Raw genomic sequence first — 16588 nt, 5'->3', positions numbered from 1 at the left:
GGGTTTTCCAGGAGTGAAAGAGAAGGTCAGGCGGGGAGGCGTTCGGCAATGCCGGCGTCCGCGGAGAGTCGGTTGAGCTTGTGTGCCAGGTCGCCCGAGATCGGGCAGTGCGCGCCGTTGCTGGCGTGGCGCGCGCGTTCGAGGTCGCCGGGTGCGTAGATGCGCTCGGTGCCGGGCGCGCGTCGGGAATCGCGGATGGCCTGGGCGAAGCCGGCCACCTGCGGTGCGATGCCGGCGCCGCCGTGGAGGCGCGCGGCGTCGATGGCGATGAAGGCATGCGAGCAGTCGTAGGGCTTGTCGAGCTCGCCGTAGAGCGGGCGCACCGCGGCGCCCACCGCGCCGTCGGCGAGCGCCCCGCACAGCAGGTCGATGGCCACGGCCAGGCCGAAGCCCTTGGGCCCCGCGGCGGGCAGCAGCATGCCCTGGATGGCCTCGGTGGCCGAGGTCGTGGCCTGGCCCGCGGCGTTCGTGGCCCAGCCCGGCGGGATCGGCTCGCCCTTGGCTTCGGCCAGGCGGATCTTGCCCATGGCGGTGGCGCTCATCGCCATGTCGACCACCAGGGGCTCGTCCTCGCGCGCGGGGAAGGCGATGGCCATGGGGTTGTTGCCGACCACGCGCTCGGCCCCGCCCGGTGCGGGCATCAAGGGCCGGGTGTTGGAGAACGCGAAGCCGACCATGCCCGCGGCGGTGAACTGGCGCGCCCAGTAGGAGGCCGTGCCGAAGTGGAAGGAGTGCCGCACGCTGACCACGCTCACGCCGTGCTGTCGGGCGCGGGCCGTGGCGAGCGCGACGGCCGCGTGGGCCGAGACCTGGCCGAGCGCGTTCCGCGCCGACATCACGACCAGGCCACCGTGGTCTTCGACGACCACGGGCTCGGCGTGGGGGTCGACGCTGCCCTGGCCGATGCGCTGCAGGTAGAGCGGCACCATGGTGACGCCGTGCGAGGCCACGCCTTCGAGGTCGGCGCAGACCAGCGAGTCGGCCACGCCGTCGGCCTTAGCGGCGGCCAGGCCGTGGGCGCGGAAGAGGGCGGCAGTCAAGCCGCGCAGGGCGTCGGCGCTGACACTGAGTTGGCTCATTGCGCGTCCTTGGGGTCGGTGTACCAGTCGGGCACCTGGGGGTAGTGCGGGCCGTCGTAGACCTCGACGACCACCGTTTCCTCGTGCGCCAGCGTCGGGCCGTGCACGTTGCCCTTGGGGTTGCAGTAGAAGGAGCCGGGCAGCAGCGTCACGCCAGTCTTCGTGTACTCGTACTTTCCGCTCAGGCAGTACATGAACTGGTTGGACGCGTGGCTGTGCGGCTTGGGAATGCTCGCGCCCTTAGCGAATTTGATCAGCGCGATGGAGGCGCCGGTCTGCTCGTCGCGCCAGAGCATCTTCTCGGCGACGCCGGCAAGCGACTTCTCGCGCCAGTCCATGCTGGCGGTGGCGATGAGGATCTCGTCGAGGGAGGGTGCGCCGGGCAGGTCGATCGCCGGCGGCGTGGCGGGGGATGTCATCGGGTATCTCCTTGAAGGGTTGTGTCAATGGATTGGCGGTGCGGGCGGCAGCCAGCCGGCGATCGCCCGTTCGGCGAGGACGACCATGAAGTAGGTGGCCATGCCCAGCGCCGAGAGGGCGAAGAGGGCGGCGAAGGCCAGCGGCGTGTTGATCTGCGAGGTGGCGCTGAGCAGCAGGAAGCCCAGGCCTTCGCTGGAGCCGACGAACTCGCCGATCACGGCGCCGATGACGGCGAGCGTCACGGCCACCTTGGAGCCCGTGACCACGAAGGGCAGGGCGGCCGGAAAGCGCACCTTGGCGAACAGCTGCCAGGGCGAGGCGCGAAGGCTGCGCGCCAACTCCAGCAGTTCCTTCGGCGTGGACTGCAGGCCCGCGGCGGTGTCGACCACGATGGGAAAGAAGGCCACGAGCCAGGCGATGGCGAGCTTGGACTCCATGCCGGTGCCCAGCCAGACGAGCAGCAGCGGAGCCAGCGCGACCTTGGGCACCGACTGCAGCGCGACCAGCAGCGGGTAGAACATCAGGTTGATCCAGCGGAAGGTGGACACCGCCACCGCGAGCGGAATGCCCAGCAGCAGCGCCAGGACGAAGCCGTACAGGGTGGCCTTGAAAGTGACCCAGCCGTCCTGCAGCAGCGCAGGCCGGAACTGCACGGTGGCCTGCAGCACCTGCCAGGGCGTGGGCAGCACGGCCGTCGGCAGGGACGCGAGCACGCAGACGGCCTGCCACAGCGCAAGGGCCAGCACGGTGCCGGCGACGGGGTAGGCGCATCGCTTCAGTGCGGACGAAACGCTGTTCATCAGTGGGCATCCTCCGAGAGCGCGGGGGTGGTGTCGTACGGGGTGATGACGCCGAGCGCCTCGCCGGCCTCGCGTTGCGCCTTGACGAAGGCCCCGTCGAAGCGCGTGCCGCGGTGGCGCTCGCTGCCCAGAGCGGGCCGGATCTCCAGCGCCACCCGCGCCGGGCGGCGGCTGAAGACCAGGACCTTGTCGCCGAGGTAGACCGCCTCCGAGATCGAGTGCGTCACGAATAGCACGGCGGCCCCGGTCTGGCGGCGCACGTCGAGCAGCAGGTCGTTCATGTCCAGGCGCGTCAGTTCGTCGAGTGCGCCGAAAGGCTCGTCCATGAGCAGCAGCTTGGGCTCGTGGATCAGCGCGCGGCACAGCGACACGCGCTGTTGCATGCCGCCCGAGAGCTGGTGCGGGCGTGCGCCCTCGAACGCCTCCAGGCCGACCAGGGACAGCAGGTCGCGAGCCCGCTTGCGCGCCGCGGCGTCGCTGCGCTTGAGGATCTCCATGGGAAACAGCACGTTGTCCAGCACGCTGCGCCAAGGCATGAGGCCAGGCGCCTGGAACACGAAGCCGTAGTCGCCATAAGGGCCGTTCACGTCGCGGCCGCCGATGCGCACCGTGCCCGAGGTGCGCGGGATCAGGCCGGCGACGATGCGAAGCAGGGTCGTCTTGCCGCAGCCGCTGGGGCCGAGCAGGGAGACGAACTCCCCCTGCTCGAAGCTGAACGACGCATCGTCCAGTGCCACCAGGTCCTGCGTGGCCTTGCCCCCGAGTTCTCTGGCCGAGAACACCTTTCGGGCGCGATCTATCACTCCATATGCCAAGTGAATCTCCTCGTTCTTGTGGACGCGGCCGCGAAGGCGGGATGCCGGTCGTTTATCCGCTGATATTGCCTGTGCAATACCTTATGATATATTACATGGCATGTCAATCAACCACCCGAGGTGACAGATGAAGGTCCTGAAAGTTGTTCTGGCTGCGGTCGCGGCGGTCCTGGCGCTGGGCGGCACCGCGCAAGCCCAGACGGGCGGCGGTGAGAAGGAGATCCGCTTCGCGCTCGACTTCATTCCCCTGGGTCGGCACGCGCCCTGGTACGTGGCCCTGTCCAAGGGCTACTTTAAAGAAGAGAAGCTCAACGTGAGCATCCTGCCCACCAAGGGCACGGCCGACGCCGTGCGCTACGTCGAGTCCGGCCTCGCGGAAATGGGCTTCATCGATATCCCCAGCCTTGTGGCGGGCGGCGCGGCGGGCGCGTCGGTGCGCATCGTGGCGGGCATCTACCAGAAGGCGCCGTACTGCGTGTTCAGTCTCGACCCGGGCGCCAACGTCGTGTCGCCCAAGGACATGGTCGGCTTGGAGATCGGCTCCAGCAACGCCTCCTTCATGCCGCGCATCTTTGCCGCGTTCATGAAGATGAACAGCCTCGATCCGTCCACGCTCAAGGTCGTGAACATCGATGCCGCGGCGCGCGTGCCCATGCTGGTGTCCAAGAAGGTGCCGGCCATCGACCAGTTCCTGATGGGCGAGCCCTCCATCCGCCGCGCCGTGGGCGGCGCCGGCACCCCCAAGTGCCTGCTGCTGGCCGACCATGGGCTGGACATCTACGCCAACAGCATCGGCGTGAAGGACGACTTCCTCAAAAGCCACCCGGAGGCCGTCACGGGCTTCGTACGCGCCGCCCTGCGCGGCTGGAAGGACGCGCTGGCGAACCCGGAAGAGGCTGCGCGCATCCAGACCAAGTACCTCAAGGCGCTCGATCCCGCCATCGTGGTCGAGGAACTGCAGATCCTCAAGCGCATCGCGCTCACGCCGGACGTGGTGCAGAACGGCTTCGGTACCATGTCCAAGGACAAACTGCGCCGAACGGTGAACTTCATCAGCCAGAACATCGAGATCGCCGGCGGCGCGCCCGACCCGGACCGCCTTTTCGTCGAAGGCTTCCTGCCGGCGACCCCGATCAAGCCCTAGGCGATTCCCAGCCCGAAGACGCGAACACCGCACATGCAGAACAACAACCCCAAGCAACTACCCGTGGCCATCGTGGGCGCGGGCCCCATCGGACTGCTGACGGCGCTGGGCCTGGCGAGCCAGGGCGTGCGTTGCGTCGTCTACGAGGACGACCGGCACCTCTCGCTCGACACCAAGGCCGGCACCATCCTCTCGCGCACGCTGGAGATCTTCCGCCGCTACGGCGTCGCCGACGAGGTGCTGGCCAAGGCCTTGCGGGTCGACGAAATCGGCGAGATCGACCGCCAGACCCAGCGCTCGACCTTCCCCGTGCTCCTGAGCGAGATCGGCGCGGAAACGCGCTACCCCTTCGTCATCAACCTGCCGCAGCAGGACCTGGAGCCCATCCTTGCGCAGTCGCTGGCCCGGCACCCGCTGGTGGAGCTCAAGCTGGGCCACCGGCTCGAGTGCTACGAAGACCACGGCGACCACGTGAGCCTGCACCTGCACACTGCGGAGGGCGAGATCCGGGCCGAGGCGGTGTTTCTGCTGGCGTGCGATGGCGGCCGCAGCACGGTGCGCGCGCAGATGGGCGTGGTCGTGGAGGGCATGTCACTCAACACCAAATACGCACTGGTCGATCTGGTGGTCGATCTCGACACCGAGAACCCGCGCGACTACCCCTACCTCGCATACTTCGCCGACCCCAAGGAATGGATGATCCTGGTGCGGCACCCTCACTGCTGGCGCTTCCTGTACCCCATGGCCGAGGGCGCTCCCGAGCCGACGGCCGAGGAGCTGCGCGACAAGTCGCTTTCGTTCATCGGCGACGTGAGCAATGTCCAACTGCTCAACAAGGTGACCTACAACGTGCACCACCGCGTGGCGCAGGAGTGGCGCCGCGGGCGGGTGTTCCTGATGGGCGACGCCGCGCACCTGATCACACCGATGTGGGCGCTGGGGCTCAATACCGGCGCGCTGGACGCGTCCAACCTGCCGTGGCGGCTGGCGTGGTACCTGCGCGGCTGGGCCGACATCGCCGTGCTGGACGGCTACGAGCGCGAGCAGCGGCCGCTGGCCATCCACGGCTCGGGCGAAATGGCCGAGGCGGCGCGCCAGTCCATGGCCAAGCGCGGCGACGCGGGCGCCCTGAGCGACAACAACTGGAGCAATGCCTGCACCCGCACCATGCTGGGCGTGACGCTCGACGTCGAAGGCAACGGCGAGTGGTCCATGGTGGTGCGGGAAACGCGCCCGCCCGCATGCGCGGGTGCGCGGCTGCCGGACTACCTGCTGCACACGCCCGAGGGACGGCAGGCGCGCGCCCACGACCTGTGTTCGGGTCGGTTCACGGCGTTGTACTTCAGCGACGTGCGCCGCCGGCCCGCGATTCCTGTCAACGGTTCCCCGGCCTTGCGGCACTGGGTGGTTTCGCGCTACGACGCGCCGCACGACAGCGGGCTGCGCGACCGCAGCCTGCTGGACCCGGGCAATGCGCTCATGAGCCGCCTAGGCGTGGCGCCCAATACGCTGGTGCTGGTGCGCCCGGACGAGTACATCGCCGCCATCGTGCCGATGGATGGGACGCTGAATCAGGCCGCCGCGCTGTACGAGCGCATCGTAGGTCTGCCCCCCGTGATGGAGAAACCCCTGTGAAAGCCAGCTTCGACTTTGCCGGCCACGTCGTCCTCGTCGCGGGCGCGGCCTCGGGCATCGGCCGCGCGACCGCGCTCTCCTGCCTGCAGGCCGGCGCGACCGTCCTGGCGATGGACATCGACGCCGCGGGCCTTGCGGCCCTGCCGCCCCAGGCGCGCCTGCTGACACAGGCGGTCGATATCTCCCAGTCCGACGCGGTGCGCGCTGCGCTGCGGCAATGGCTGGCGCGCGTCGGTCGCATCGATGGCGCGGTGCTGACCAGCGCCATCCAGCGGCGCACGCCGATCGACGAAACCAGCGACGCCGAATGGCAGCGCCACATGGACGTCAACCTCTCGGGCGTCTTCTACCTGCTGCGCGAGCTGTTCCCCGTGATGAAGGCGCAGCGCTCGGGCTCGATCATCGCCTTTACCTCGGGCTTGGCGAGCAACGGCTGGATCGGCGCGGCCGCTTACGCGGCCACCAAGGCCGGCATCGTGGGCCTGGTGAAGTCGGCGGCGCTCGAGTTGCGTTCGCACGGCGTGCGCATCAACGCGCTCTCCCCGGGCCTGGTGGCCACGCCCGTGTTCCTGGATTCCGCGAGCGCCGCGGAACTCGATATGTACGAGCGCACGCTCGGGGTGTCGACACCGGAGGAGGTCACGCCGACGCTGATGCACCTGCTGTCGGACGCCGCGGTGTCGATCTCGGGCAACGTGATCGAGCGCCGGCTGATCCCTCGCGCGGAAGCCTGAGCCAACGCCTGAGCCGGCCCGGGGCGGCCCGCGCAGCCTCAGCGCTCGAGCGAGCCGGCCAGGATGCGGTCGTGCAGGGAGCGCAGGTGCTCTTCCATGGCCTTGCGCGCGCCGTTGGCGTCTCGCTCAATGATGGCCTTGAGGATGTTCGTGTGCTCGCGCTGGTTGACGACCAGGCCGTCCTCCTTCATCACGCGCAGGTGCCAGATCAGCTCGGAGCGTTCGTGCAAGGGGCGCTGGGCATCGGCCAGGATCTGGTTGCCCGCCGCTTCCGCGATCAGCCCGTGGAAAGCCCGGTCGAGCTTCATGAAGGACATGCGCTCGCTCTGGTTCACGATGCGCTTGGACTCGGTCACCAGCTGCTTGAGCTCGGCCACCTGCTCCTTGGTGGCGCGCGTGGCCGCCAGGGCCGCGATGTTGGGCTCCATGGCCAGCCGGGCTTCGAGCAAGGTGAGCATGTCCTGCAGCGAATCGGGGCGGATGACCAGGCCCTTGCGCGGAATGACCTCGATCAGGCCCTCGGCCTGCAGGCGGTGCACCGCCTGGTGCACCGGCATGCGGCCGATGTCGAGCAGCTCCATGAGTTCACGCTCGTTCACGAACAGACCCGGCCGCAGCTGCAGCGTGAGGATGCGGCGCTTGAGCTCCTGGTAGGCCTGTTCGGCCAGCGACAGGGAGGGCGATTCGTTGGAGGCGGCTTTTCTGGGCATGGCGGCGAGCGGAACACTAGGCAAGGACCGCCGCGGCGCGGTGGTGACTTACCTTAGATATATCACACAATGCAAGCCCGGGCCGCGCTCAGGGCGAGGCTTGTGTCTCGCTGGGCAGTTCGCCGAAGCGTTCGCGGTAGTAGGCGGAGAAGCGCCCCAGGTGGGTGAAGCCGCAGCGCAGCGCGACCTCGGCGATGGAGTGCGCGTCCCCGCGCCTGAGCTGAGCGCGCGCGGCGTCGAGCCGCTGCAGCCTGAGCCAGGCCATGGGGCGCACGCCGAAGGCGCGCGTGACGTGCGTGTGCAGCGTGCGTTCGCTGACACCCGCGGCTTGCGCCACGTCGCCCAGCGCGATGGGCGAGGCGAGGTTGGCCTGGATGTAGCGGCCCGCGGCCTTGAGCACGCCGCCGTGGCCGCACGGCGCAGCCAAGTCCGCGCCCGCCTGCTCGCTCGCGAGCGTCAACAGGAACAGCGCCAGGCCCGTTTCACAGTGCCGCTCCCAGGCCGGGTGCGCGCCGCGCGCGCCCTCGGTGGACGGGCCGAGCGCGATGAGGGACTGCACGATCGGCCGCCAGCGCGCGCCGTCGACGCGGTCGATGACGGCGAGCGGGGCCGGCCAGGGCGGCGCGCCGCTGGCGGCATCGGGCCCGAGCCCGGTGTCGCTGGCGGTGGCGCGCAACAGCCCGTGCGGCACCCGCAGCAGCAACTGCTCGCTGCCGGGGCTCCAGCGCACGCGCAGGGCGTGGCGCGGCGACAGCAGCGCCGACTGCCCGCTGCCCAGCGACAGCGCTTGGCCATCGCAGACGATGTCGGCGCTCCCGCTCAGTGGGATCTGGATCAGCGAGAAGTCCTCGAACGCGGGGCTCAGGATTTCCGCCTCGGGGCCGTAGCGGATCAGCAGCATGCGGACCGAACGCAGCGGCAGCGCGCACAGCGAGGCGTCGACCTTGCCCTGCCCGATGCGCAGTTCGTGGTCCGCGATCCAGCGGCCGTGCACCGCGCGGGCCTCCTGGGGGTTGGTCGAGCGGAACACCCGCCGCCGATAGAGCGGCGAGGCGTCGACGCCAGGGGCGGCGGACATCGGCGCGCGGCTCAGCCGCCCGAGCCTTCGAACCAGTCGCGGGCCGAGGCGCCCTGGTCCGGGCCCAGGCTGGAGAAGCCGCCATCCACCGCGATGTCGGTGCCCGTGATCCACGAGGCCTCGTCGCTGGCAGCGAAGGCCACGACCCGGCCCACCTCGGCGCCATCGCCCACGCGGCCCAGCGGGTGCGTGATGCCGCCCACGCGGTCGGCGATGCTGCGCGAACCGTGCGCCATGCGCTCAAGCGATGGCGACCAGGTCCAGGCCGGCGACACCGACAGCACGCGGATGCCGCGCGGCGCCAGCGTGACGGCGAAGTTGCGCGTGATCTGGATCATGGCCGCCTTAGAGGCCGGGTAGATGGCGCGGTTGGCCGTGCCGAACTTGCCGCCCACGCTGCCCAGGTTGACCACCACGGCGCCACGGCCCATGTGCGGCTCGACCTTCTGCGTGAACACCGCCGCCGACACCAGGTTGACGTCCAGTGTGGCGTGCCATTGCGCGCGGCTGGAGGCCAGGCCGGCGTCGTCGTAGATGCAGGCGCAGTTCACCAGGATGTCTATCTGGCCGTTGACGGCCAGGGCCTGCGCCACACAGCGCTCGATCGCCTGGTCGTCGGTGATGTCGGCCTCGATGGCGGTGGCCGCCGCGCCGATCTCGGCGGCCACGGCCGTGCCTGCCGGCAGGCCGCGGCCCACGATGAAGACCCGTTGTGCACCCTCGTGCGCCAGGGCGCGGGCGATGTCGGCGCCGATGCCCTGGGTGGCGCCGGTGACGATGGCCACCTTGCCGTTCAGTCTTTGTGTCATGGGAGTTCCGGTGTCAAAGGGCCAGCACCAGGCGCTCGCCGCGCGCGCGCGAGACGCAGATGCAGAAGTTGCCGGCCTCGTGCTCGCGCGCCGACAGGCAGATGTCGCGGTGGTCGGCGTCGCCGCCAAGCACACGCGCCACGCAGATGCCACAGTCGCCCCGGCGGCAGTCGAACAGCGGGTCCAGGCCGGCGCTCTCCATCGCCTCCAGGATGGTCTGGTCGGCCGCCACCGACAACGTGAGCCCCGAGTCCTTGAGTTCGACCTCGAAGGCGCGGTCGCCTTGCGCCGCCAGCGCGCCGGTGAACAACTCGCAATGCAGCCGTTCTTCCGGCCAGCCGAGTTGGCGCGCGGTGTCGAGCACCGCGGCGATGAAGGGCTTGGGGCCGCAGACGTGCAGGTGCCGCTCGGCGATGGGCGGGCCGATCACCGTGGGCAGGGGAATGCCGCGCGAGGGGTTGCCTTCGTCGAACCAGCAGGTGGCGCCCGCCAGCGCCTCGACCTCGCCCGCGTAGGCGCCGAGCTCGCGGCTGCGCGCCACGTAGTGCATTTCGTGGGGCAGGCCCTGGCGTTCGAGCTCGAGCGCCATGCACAGGATGGGCGTGATGCCGATGCCTGCGGCCAGCAGCAGCGGCCGCTGCTGTTGGCCCTGCAGGGGAAAGAGGTTGCGGGGCGGGTTGGCGGTGAGGGTGTCGCCGCTTTGCAGGCTGTGCACCCAGCGCGAGCCACCGCTGCCGTTTTCTTCGAGCTGCACGGCGATTTCCAGCGCGTTCGCGCCGGCCGAGGGCCGCACCAGCGAATACGCGCGGTGCAAGGGGGCTGTGTTGGCCGTGCCGGGCACGTGCAGTTCGATGTGGGCGCCGGCCTCGTAGGCGGGCAGGGGCGCGCCATCGGCCAGGCCCAGCACGAGTTTGCGCACCCGCGGGGTGAGGGTCTCGATGTGCCGGACGTGAAGGGCAAGCGTGGATTCCATGGGGGCCTCGTCGATCGCGGTCTGTCGGTTCGCCGCGCGCCGGTGCGCACGGTGAAATCAATGTAGCGAGGCGGGGCGCGAGAAAAAAGCCAGCATCGGCAGTCCTTGTCCGTTTTCGACGCCGGCGCCGCACGGCGGATCGCCGTCCGGCGGCGCGCCCCGTCGGCATGGTGTAACCCCTCTTGCGCGCCGGGCCGGCGCGCGGGCATCGTTCTTGCAAATTGCACGACCCCACGTGTGCTTGCCGGTGTGTCATGACCCTTGCCTTTGCCCCAGCCCCCACGGGCCTCGCGAGCGCGCGCTCGCCCGCCCAGCTCGATCTCACACCGCTCTACGAGCGCTGCGTGTTCCGTTCCGCGGTGCGCAGCCGCTTCCACCAGTCGCTGCGCGACTCGCTCAACGACCACGAGGTGCAATGGGGCGCCGGCGATGCCGACGCCGTCATGTGGAGCGCCGCCACGCCGCGCCTGCAGCTCATGGTGTTGCGCTACGGCTCCGAGGTCGAGATCCGGCCGCGCCCCTTCGAGGATTTCGGCCTGATGCAGATGCCGCTGCGCGGCTCGATGCAGGTGGAGTCCGCGGGCGGCCGCCACGACGTGGGCCCCGGCCAGGTCGCGGTGCTGTCCTCGCGCGACCCGCTCACGCTGCGCTGGAGCGAAAGCTGCGAGCAGATCATCGTGCGCATGCCGCATTCGTTGCTGCGCAGCGGCGCCTCGAGCATCCGCAGCCCGGGCCGCGCGCCCGACGGGCAGCAGGTGTTCGTGCTGGAGAGCGAAGCGGCGCGGCAATGGGGGGCGCTCCTGCAATCGCTGCTGAACACCTTGCCGGCCAGCGACGCCGCTGACAGCGCGGCATCGCCCTTGCGCGACCCGGCGTGGATACACCACCTCGAAGACGGCATGGCGCTGTTCACCACGCTGCACATGCGCCAGCGTGCGCGCGAAGGCGCAACCACCGAGCCGGGCCCGGCGGCGCCTGGCGCCTCGGGGGGCTCCTCGGCCCGCCTGCAGGCCGCCGAGCGCTGGGTGCGCACGCGGCTGTGCGCACCGCTGGCGCTGGAAGACCTGGCGCGCGCGGCCGGCGTGAGCTCGCGCACCTTCTACATGGACTGCATGCGCCAACTGGGCGTGGGCCCCATGGCCTGGCTGCGCGACCTGCGGCTCGACAGCGCGCGGCGGCAACTGCTCGCCGACCCCGGCCGCAACATCACCGACGTGGCCATCGATTGCGGCTTCGGTCACCTGGGGCGCTTCTCCGCGTACTACCAGCGCCGCTTCGGCGAACTGCCGCGCGACACCGTGGCGCGCGCGCTGCGCTAGCCACCGGCCGGCCCCGACCGCTCGCTGCGTGCGCGGCGCTTGCGGAATCCGGACACAGATGGCGGCGCCGCTTCGGCCACCGGATAGCGCCCCGTCCAGGGCCTTCCTAGACTGGGGCCTCACTGCCCGCGCACGCGCCCCCGGGCGCGGCACCAGTGCCTGCCCCTCGCGTTCGGTCGCGAGCGTTCCCAACGTGTCACCCGAGCTTCAATGAACACCGACGCCTCTCCCTCTCCTTATGTGCACAACGCCTGGTACGTCGCGGCCTGGGCGAAGGACCTCGTGCACGCGATGCGCGCGATCACCATAATGGACCGGCCCGTGCTGCTGTACCGCACCGAGGACGGCCGCCCGATCGCGCTGGAGGACCGCTGCTGCCACCGGCGCGTCCCGCTGTCACGCGGGACCCTGATCGGCGACACCGTGCAGTGCGGCTACCACGGCTTCACCTTCGATTGTTCGGGCCAGTGCATCGCCATTCCCAACCAGGAGCAGATCCCGCCGCGTGCGCGCGTGAAGGGCTACCCGGTGTGCGAGAAGCACCACCTGGTCTGGATCTGGATGGGCGACCCGGCCCGGGCCGACGAAGCGCTGGTACCGGACTTTTCGGTGCTGAGCGACCCGCGCCATGCCTGGGAGCGCGACTACATGCACGCCCAGGGCAACTACCGGCTCATCGTCGACAACCTCAACGACCTGAGCCACCTGAGCTTCGTGCACAGCTCCACCATCGGCAACGCGGCCACCGCGCTCGCGGAGCTGGAGGTCAGCGACGGCGAGCAGGGCGTCACCCAGACGCGATGGATGATCGACACGCCGCCGCCGCCCACGTACCAGCGCCTCGCGGGCTTCGAGGGCCCCATCGACCGCTGGCAGGTCATCGCCTTCCTGCCGCCGACGACGGTGCGCATCCGCACCGGCGGGCGCGCGCGCAGCAACGGCGAGCACAACTTCGACGGCGACGACACCATCGGCATGGTCGCGCTGCACGCCATCACGCCCGAGACGGCCACCACCAGCCACTACTTCTGGGCGCAGACGCACGACTTCCGCACCGATGAACCCGCGGTGACGCAAAGCCTGTTCCAGGAAATCAAGAAGGCCTTCCACGAAGACCTCGAGATCTTCGCGCTGCAGCAGGCCGCGATCCTGAACGACCCGAACGGCGAGGAGATCAGCTGCCGTGCCGACCGCGCGCAGATCGCAGTGCGCCGACACATTCAGCGCCTGCTGCAACAGGAGAGCAGCGGGGCGCCCGCCAGCAAAGATTGATCGCCGCGGCACAAAAAAAGGCCCCGCGGCCTTGCGGTCGGCGGGGCTCCGGGGGCAGCCGGCACGCCGGCTGCGGGCCAGGCATCAGGGCAGCTTGCACTGCGCGGCGTAGGGGTCAGCGTGGTTGGGCAGGATCTCCCCGACGAGCTTGTTGGCGATGCGGCCCGACGCGTCCTTCTGCACCACGCGCATGTACAGCGTGTGGATCGGGAACTGGTTGTTGTTGAATTTGAACGGCCCGCGCAGCGAAGGGAACTGCGCCTCGCGCAGGGCCTTGCGCAGCGCATCGCGGTCGGCCACCTTGCCGTCGACGCGGCGCACGGCGTGGTCGATGAGCAGCGCGGTGTCGTAGGCCTGGGCCGCGGTCATGGTGGGGGCGCGGCCATAGGTCTTGGTGAAGTCTGCCACGAACTTCTGGTTTAGCGCGCCGGGCAGGTCGGCTGCCCAGTGCGAGGCGTTGTAGACGCCGACCATGGGTTCGCCCACCGCGCGCAGCGTGTCTTCATCGGCGGAGTAGCCCGGCGCCAGCAGCGCGATCTGTTTGGTCAGGCCGGCGGCCTCGAACTGCTTGATGAAGTTCACGCCCATGCCGCCGGGCAGGAAAAAGAACACCGCATCGGGCCTGGACGCGCGCAGGGTTGCGATCTCGGCGGCGTAGTCGAGCTGGCCCATCTTGGTGTAGATCTCCTCCACGATCGGCGCCGTGTACTGGCGCTTGAAACCGATCGCCGACTCGCGGCCGCCCGGGTAGTTGGCCGCGATCATGGCCACGCGCTTGTACTCGCGCGTGGCGGCGAAGCGGCCCATGGCCTGGGGGATGTCCTCGTTCTGCCAGGCGGCGACGAAGAAGTTCTTGTGGCACTTGGCGCCTGCGTAGTCCATGGGGCCGGTATTGGTGCTGATGTAGACCGTGTCGCTGGCCAGGATGGTGGGAAGCACCGGCAGCAGCACGTTGGAGTACACGACGCCGGTGAGTATGTCGACCTTGTTGAGCTTGATGAAGCGGTCCACGCTCTGGCGCGCGCTGTCCGGGCTCAGCTGGTCGTCCACGACCTGCAGGTCCAGCGGCAGGCCGCCGAGCCGGTCGCGGTTGTGTTTGACCGCGAGCGCGAAACCGTCGCGCGTGTCCTGGCCGAGCGCGGCGCCCGGCCCCGACAGCGTGGTGAGGAAACCGATCTTCAAGGGGGTGTTCGCCATCGCGGCGGGCGCGGCCAGCAGCGAGGCGGTCAAGGTCAGGGCAGACAGCAGAAGCTTCATTGGGGTCTCCGAAGCAGGGTGGTACAAAAAGGGCGGGAAAGGGAAGGGGTCACAGGCTGAGGTAGCGCGACCACAGCGTGCGGTCGGCGTCGAGCGCGGATGAGGTGCCCTGCCAGGCCACGCGGCCCTTCTCGACGATGATGTGGTGGTCGGCCAGGCGGATCAGGCGGTCCACGTATTTGTCGATCACCAGCGTGGTCTGGCCCTCGCGCCGCAACAGGGCCAGGCAGCGCCAGATTTCTTCGCGGATCAGCGGGGCGAGGCCTTCCGTGGCCTCGTCGAGGATCAGCAGGCGCGGCTGGGTCGACAGCGCGCGCGCGATCGCCAGCATCTGCTGTTCGCCGCCCGAGAGTTGGTTGCCGAAGTTCTTCTGCCGCTCGGCCAGGCGCGGGAAAAGGCGGAACAGGCTGTCCACGTTCCAGTGCGTCGACGCCGAGGCGCCCGGCCGGGGCTTGCGGTAGAAGGCCTGCAGGTGCTCGCGCACGGTCAGGTTGGGAAAGCACTGGCGCCCCTCGGGCACCACCGCCACGCCCAGCCGGGCGATGGCGTCCGAGGCCTGGCCGTCGATGCGGCGGCCGTCGAACTGCACCTCGCCGTTCAAGGGCTTGAGCTGGCCCAGCACGGTTTTCACCGTGGTGCTCTTGCCCATGCCGTTGCGGCCGAGCAGGCCGACGACCTCGCCCGCGGCGATGTCTAGGTCGATGCCGAAGAGCACCTGGCTGCGGCCGTAGCCGGCTTGCACGCCGCGGCAGGAGAGGAGGGTGTTGCCACGGCTCATGCGTTCACCTCGCTGCCCAGGTACACGTCCCGGACCTGTTCGTTGTTGCGGATCTCATCGGGCGTGCCCGAGGCCATCACCCGGCCGTACACCAGCACAGAGATGCGGTCGGCCAGACGGAAGACGGCGTGCATGTCGTGTTCGATCAGCAGGATCGCCATCGACTGGCGCAGCTTCTCGATCAGCTGGGCCACGCGTTCCGACTCGTCTTGCCCCATGCCGGCCATGGGCTCGTCGAGCAGCAGCAGCCTGGGCCGCGCCGCGAGCGCCAGCGCCACGTCGAGCTGGCGCTGGGCGCCGTGCGGCAGGGCGCCGGCGGTGTGGGCCAGGCGGCCCTCGAGGCCCACCATCTGCGCGAGGTCGAGCGCGTGCTCGTTGATCTCGGCGTGCCGGTCGCGCCGGCCCCAGGGGTGCCAGTAGCCCGGCAGGTGCGACTGCGCGGCGAGGCGCAGGTTGTCGAGCACGCTGGCGGCCGGAAAGATGCTGGTCACCTGGAAGCAGCGCGAGAGGCCGGCGCGCACGCGGGCGTGCGCGGACAGGCCTTGCAGTTCGCAGCCGTCGAGCGTGATGCGGCCCTCATCGGCGGGCAGCAGGCCCGAGATCAGGTTGACCAGGGTGCTCTTGCCGGCGCCGTTGGGGCCGATGAGCGCATGGACCTGACCAGGGTGCACATCGATGCTGACGTTGTCGGTCGCCAGCAGGCCGGGGAAGGACTTGCGCAGCCCTTGGGTGGAGAAGAGAGGCTTGGCCATCGGGTCCTCGCGGGGGTCAGTGGGCGGTTGCAGGCTTGCCGCGCCGATGGAGCTGGGCAAGCCCCTGCGGCACCGCCAGCACGATCAGGATCAGCAGGGCGCCGAGCGGCCAGTGCCAGTACTCTGTGGATTGGCGCAGCACCTCTTCGAGCACCATCCACACCGTGGTGCCGATGGCCGCGCCCCAGGGGCGCGCGACGCCACCGAGCACCAGCATGACCAGCAGGATGGAGGACTGCGACCAGTGGATGCTCGAGGGGCTGATGAAGCCGTTGTGCATGATGAGCAGCGAACCCGACAGGCCCGCTATCGCGCCCGCCAGCGTGAAGGCGGCCAGGCGCAGCCGGAAGACCGGATAGCCGAGCGCGGTCATGCGCGCCTCGTTGTCGCGGACGCCGCACAAGGCCTTGCCGTAGCGGCTGCCCAGCAGGTACTGCAGGCCCGCGAAGCAGGCTGCGGCGAAGGCCAGCACGAGCCAGAAGAAGGTGGCGCTGTCGTCCAGGCTCAGGCCCGGGCCGGCTTGCGGCCGAAACGGCAGGTTGTAGCCGTCGTCGCCGCCGTAGATGCGCATGGACACCGCGAGGTAGTACAGCAGCTGCGCGAAGGCCAGCGTGATCATGATGAAGTACACCCCGCGCGTGCGCAGCGCCACCGTGCCCATCAGGCAGGCCACCAGGCCGGCGCACACGCCGCTCAGGGCCCACAGCGCCCAGGCCGATTGCACGCCCGCCTCGACGAAGGCGGCCACCGTGTAGGCGCCGACGCCGACGAAGCCGGCGTGTCCCAGCGCCACCATGCCGCCGTAGCCGACCAGCAGGTTCAGGCTGGCGGTGGCGAGCACGACGATGAGGATGCGGCGCGCGAAGTCGAGGTAGTAGTATTGGTCGGTGGCGGCGGCCCACAGGGGCAGCGAGGCCAGGACCGCCAGCACGATCCAGGGCACGAAGGTGGGGGCGCCGAAGCCGCGCTCCCGGGGCGCGTCCAGGCGCATCGGGCTCGCCGAGGTGATAGGA

Annotated in this window: 17 protein-coding genes; 5 read left to right on the top strand and 12 right to left on the bottom strand. The window is 69.8% G+C overall.

Translation table 11 applies throughout. From position 1 onward, the window contains the following. Positions 1–26: 26 nt before the first annotated feature. From FB547_RS28775 to FB547_RS28760, 4 genes are read right to left on the bottom strand one after another with little or no spacing between them, the layout of a single operon-like run. Entirely contained in the window at positions 27–1079 is a 1053-nt protein-coding gene (locus FB547_RS28775) for an Ldh family oxidoreductase (protein ID WP_145747038.1), read from the bottom strand. Beyond that, positions 1076–1498 (bottom strand): cupin domain-containing protein, encoded by a 423-nt coding sequence (locus tag FB547_RS28770; RefSeq protein ID WP_093300016.1) that lies wholly within the window; start codon positions 1496–1498, stop codon positions 1076–1078. Before FB547_RS28770 ends, FB547_RS28775 begins: the two co-directional genes overlap by 4 nt. 24 nt (positions 1499–1522) lie before the next feature. After that, complete coding sequence (locus FB547_RS28765) at positions 1523–2299, bottom strand: ABC transporter permease (protein ID WP_145747037.1); 777 nt, start codon at positions 2297–2299, stop codon at positions 1523–1525. Beyond that, positions 2299–3114 (bottom strand): ABC transporter ATP-binding protein, encoded by an 816-nt coding sequence (locus tag FB547_RS28760; protein ID WP_145747036.1) that lies wholly within the window; start codon positions 3112–3114, stop codon positions 2299–2301. Before FB547_RS28760 ends, FB547_RS28765 begins: the two co-directional genes overlap by 1 nt. 127 nt (positions 3115–3241) lie before the next feature. On the opposite strand from FB547_RS28760, the gene FB547_RS28755 reads away from it, so the two are divergent. From FB547_RS28755 to FB547_RS28745, 3 genes are read left to right on the top strand one after another with little or no spacing between them, the layout of a single operon-like run. Continuing rightward, positions 3242–4258, top strand: a complete 1017-nt coding sequence (locus FB547_RS28755) for an ABC transporter substrate-binding protein (RefSeq protein ID WP_093300011.1) — start codon at positions 3242–3244, stop codon at positions 4256–4258. A 33-nt stretch (positions 4259–4291) separates the two neighbouring features. Beyond that, positions 4292–5893, top strand: a complete 1602-nt coding sequence (locus FB547_RS28750; protein ID WP_145747035.1) for an FAD-dependent monooxygenase — start codon at positions 4292–4294, stop codon at positions 5891–5893. Then, positions 5890–6627 (top strand): SDR family NAD(P)-dependent oxidoreductase, encoded by a 738-nt coding sequence (locus FB547_RS28745; RefSeq protein WP_145747034.1) that lies wholly within the window; start codon positions 5890–5892, stop codon positions 6625–6627. The genes FB547_RS28750 and FB547_RS28745 overlap by 4 nt, the downstream gene beginning before the upstream one ends. Positions 6628–6665: 38 nt before the next feature. Here FB547_RS28745 and FB547_RS28740 read toward each other — a convergent pair whose 3' ends face one another. The 4 genes from FB547_RS28740 to FB547_RS28725 form a co-directional block, all read right to left on the bottom strand. After that, positions 6666–7337: a GntR family transcriptional regulator gene (locus FB547_RS28740; RefSeq protein WP_093300007.1), complete on the bottom strand. Its 672-nt coding sequence runs from the start codon at positions 7335–7337 to the stop codon at positions 6666–6668. Positions 7338–7425: 88 nt separating this feature from the next. Then, the gene (locus tag FB547_RS28735; protein ID WP_093300005.1) at positions 7426–8415 is read right to left on the bottom strand and encodes an AraC family transcriptional regulator; all 990 of its coding nucleotides are present in this window, start codon (positions 8413–8415) and stop codon (positions 7426–7428) included. Between the two features lie 11 nt (positions 8416–8426). Beyond that, positions 8427–9224 carry an SDR family oxidoreductase gene (locus FB547_RS28730; protein ID WP_145747033.1) on the bottom strand — a complete coding sequence of 266 codons (798 nt, stop codon included), beginning with the start codon at positions 9222–9224 and terminating at the stop codon, positions 8427–8429. A 13-nt stretch (positions 9225–9237) separates the two neighbouring features. Continuing rightward, complete coding sequence (locus FB547_RS28725; RefSeq protein WP_145747032.1) at positions 9238–10197, bottom strand: PDR/VanB family oxidoreductase; 960 nt, start codon at positions 10195–10197, stop codon at positions 9238–9240. A gap of 254 nt (positions 10198–10451) precedes the next feature. Here FB547_RS28725 and FB547_RS28720 point away from each other — a divergent pair, with 254 nt between their 5' ends. Then, a complete protein-coding gene (locus FB547_RS28720) occupies positions 10452–11516 on the top strand; it encodes an AraC family transcriptional regulator (RefSeq protein ID WP_093300000.1) in 1065 nt (354 codons plus the stop codon). A 210-nt stretch (positions 11517–11726) separates the two neighbouring features. After that, a complete protein-coding gene (locus FB547_RS28715; protein ID WP_145747031.1) occupies positions 11727–12788 on the top strand; it encodes an aromatic ring-hydroxylating dioxygenase subunit alpha in 1062 nt (353 codons plus the stop codon). A gap of 84 nt (positions 12789–12872) precedes the next feature. Here the strand turns inward: FB547_RS28715 and FB547_RS28710 are convergent, their stop codons facing one another. From FB547_RS28710 to FB547_RS28695, 4 genes are read right to left on the bottom strand one after another with little or no spacing between them, the layout of a single operon-like run. After that, on the bottom strand, positions 12873–14045 hold the full coding sequence (locus tag FB547_RS28710) for an ABC transporter substrate-binding protein (RefSeq protein WP_093299997.1): 1173 nt from the start codon (positions 14043–14045) through the stop codon (positions 12873–12875). A gap of 49 nt (positions 14046–14094) precedes the next feature. Beyond that, positions 14095–14823, bottom strand: a complete 729-nt coding sequence (locus tag FB547_RS28705) for an ABC transporter ATP-binding protein (RefSeq protein ID WP_145747030.1) — start codon at positions 14821–14823, stop codon at positions 14095–14097. After that, positions 14820–15575 carry an ABC transporter ATP-binding protein gene (locus FB547_RS28700; RefSeq protein WP_093299994.1) on the bottom strand — a complete coding sequence of 252 codons (756 nt, stop codon included), beginning with the start codon at positions 15573–15575 and terminating at the stop codon, positions 14820–14822. Before FB547_RS28700 ends, FB547_RS28705 begins: the two co-directional genes overlap by 4 nt. Positions 15576–15591: 16 nt before the next feature. Further along, a complete protein-coding gene (locus FB547_RS28695; protein WP_145747104.1) occupies positions 15592–16566 on the bottom strand; it encodes a branched-chain amino acid ABC transporter permease in 975 nt (324 codons plus the stop codon). Positions 16567–16588: the final 22 nt, after the last annotated feature.

The organism is Variovorax beijingensis (assembly GCF_007828835.1).
GTDB classification, from domain to species: domain Bacteria; phylum Pseudomonadota; class Gammaproteobacteria; order Burkholderiales; family Burkholderiaceae_C; genus Variovorax; species Variovorax beijingensis_A.
The sequence above is the reverse complement of the archived record's forward strand: the minus strand, read 5'-3'. Positions and strand labels throughout refer to the sequence as shown.

Coding starts and splice junctions, on each gene's coding strand:
- FB547_RS28725 (WP_145747032.1), bottom strand. CDS start 10,197: ATGGAATCCACGCTTGCCCTTCACGTCCGGCACATCGAGACCCTCACC.
- FB547_RS28765 (WP_145747037.1), bottom strand. CDS start 2,299: ATGAACAGCGTTTCGTCCGCACTGAAGCGATGCGCCTACCCCGTCGCC.
- FB547_RS28770 (WP_093300016.1), bottom strand. CDS start 1,498: ATGACATCCCCCGCCACGCCGCCGGCGATCGACCTGCCCGGCGCACCC.
- FB547_RS28705 (WP_145747030.1), bottom strand. CDS start 14,823: ATGAGCCGTGGCAACACCCTCCTCTCCTGCCGCGGCGTGCAAGCCGGC.
- FB547_RS28740 (WP_093300007.1), bottom strand. CDS start 7,337: ATGCCCAGAAAAGCCGCCTCCAACGAATCGCCCTCCCTGTCGCTGGCC.
- FB547_RS28700 (WP_093299994.1), bottom strand. CDS start 15,575: ATGGCCAAGCCTCTCTTCTCCACCCAAGGGCTGCGCAAGTCCTTCCCC.
- FB547_RS28715 (WP_145747031.1), top strand. CDS start 11,727: ATGAACACCGACGCCTCTCCCTCTCCTTATGTGCACAACGCCTGGTAC.
- FB547_RS28710 (WP_093299997.1), bottom strand. CDS start 14,045: ATGAAGCTTCTGCTGTCTGCCCTGACCTTGACCGCCTCGCTGCTGGCC.
- FB547_RS28720 (WP_093300000.1), top strand. CDS start 10,452: ATGACCCTTGCCTTTGCCCCAGCCCCCACGGGCCTCGCGAGCGCGCGC.
- FB547_RS28750 (WP_145747035.1), top strand. CDS start 4,292: ATGCAGAACAACAACCCCAAGCAACTACCCGTGGCCATCGTGGGCGCG.
- FB547_RS28775 (WP_145747038.1), bottom strand. CDS start 1,079: ATGAGCCAACTCAGTGTCAGCGCCGACGCCCTGCGCGGCTTGACTGCC.
- FB547_RS28695 (WP_145747104.1), bottom strand. CDS start 16,566: ATGCGCCTGGACGCGCCCCGGGAGCGCGGCTTCGGCGCCCCCACCTTC.
- FB547_RS28730 (WP_145747033.1), bottom strand. CDS start 9,224: ATGACACAAAGACTGAACGGCAAGGTGGCCATCGTCACCGGCGCCACC.
- FB547_RS28755 (WP_093300011.1), top strand. CDS start 3,242: ATGAAGGTCCTGAAAGTTGTTCTGGCTGCGGTCGCGGCGGTCCTGGCG.
- FB547_RS28735 (WP_093300005.1), bottom strand. CDS start 8,415: ATGTCCGCCGCCCCTGGCGTCGACGCCTCGCCGCTCTATCGGCGGCGG.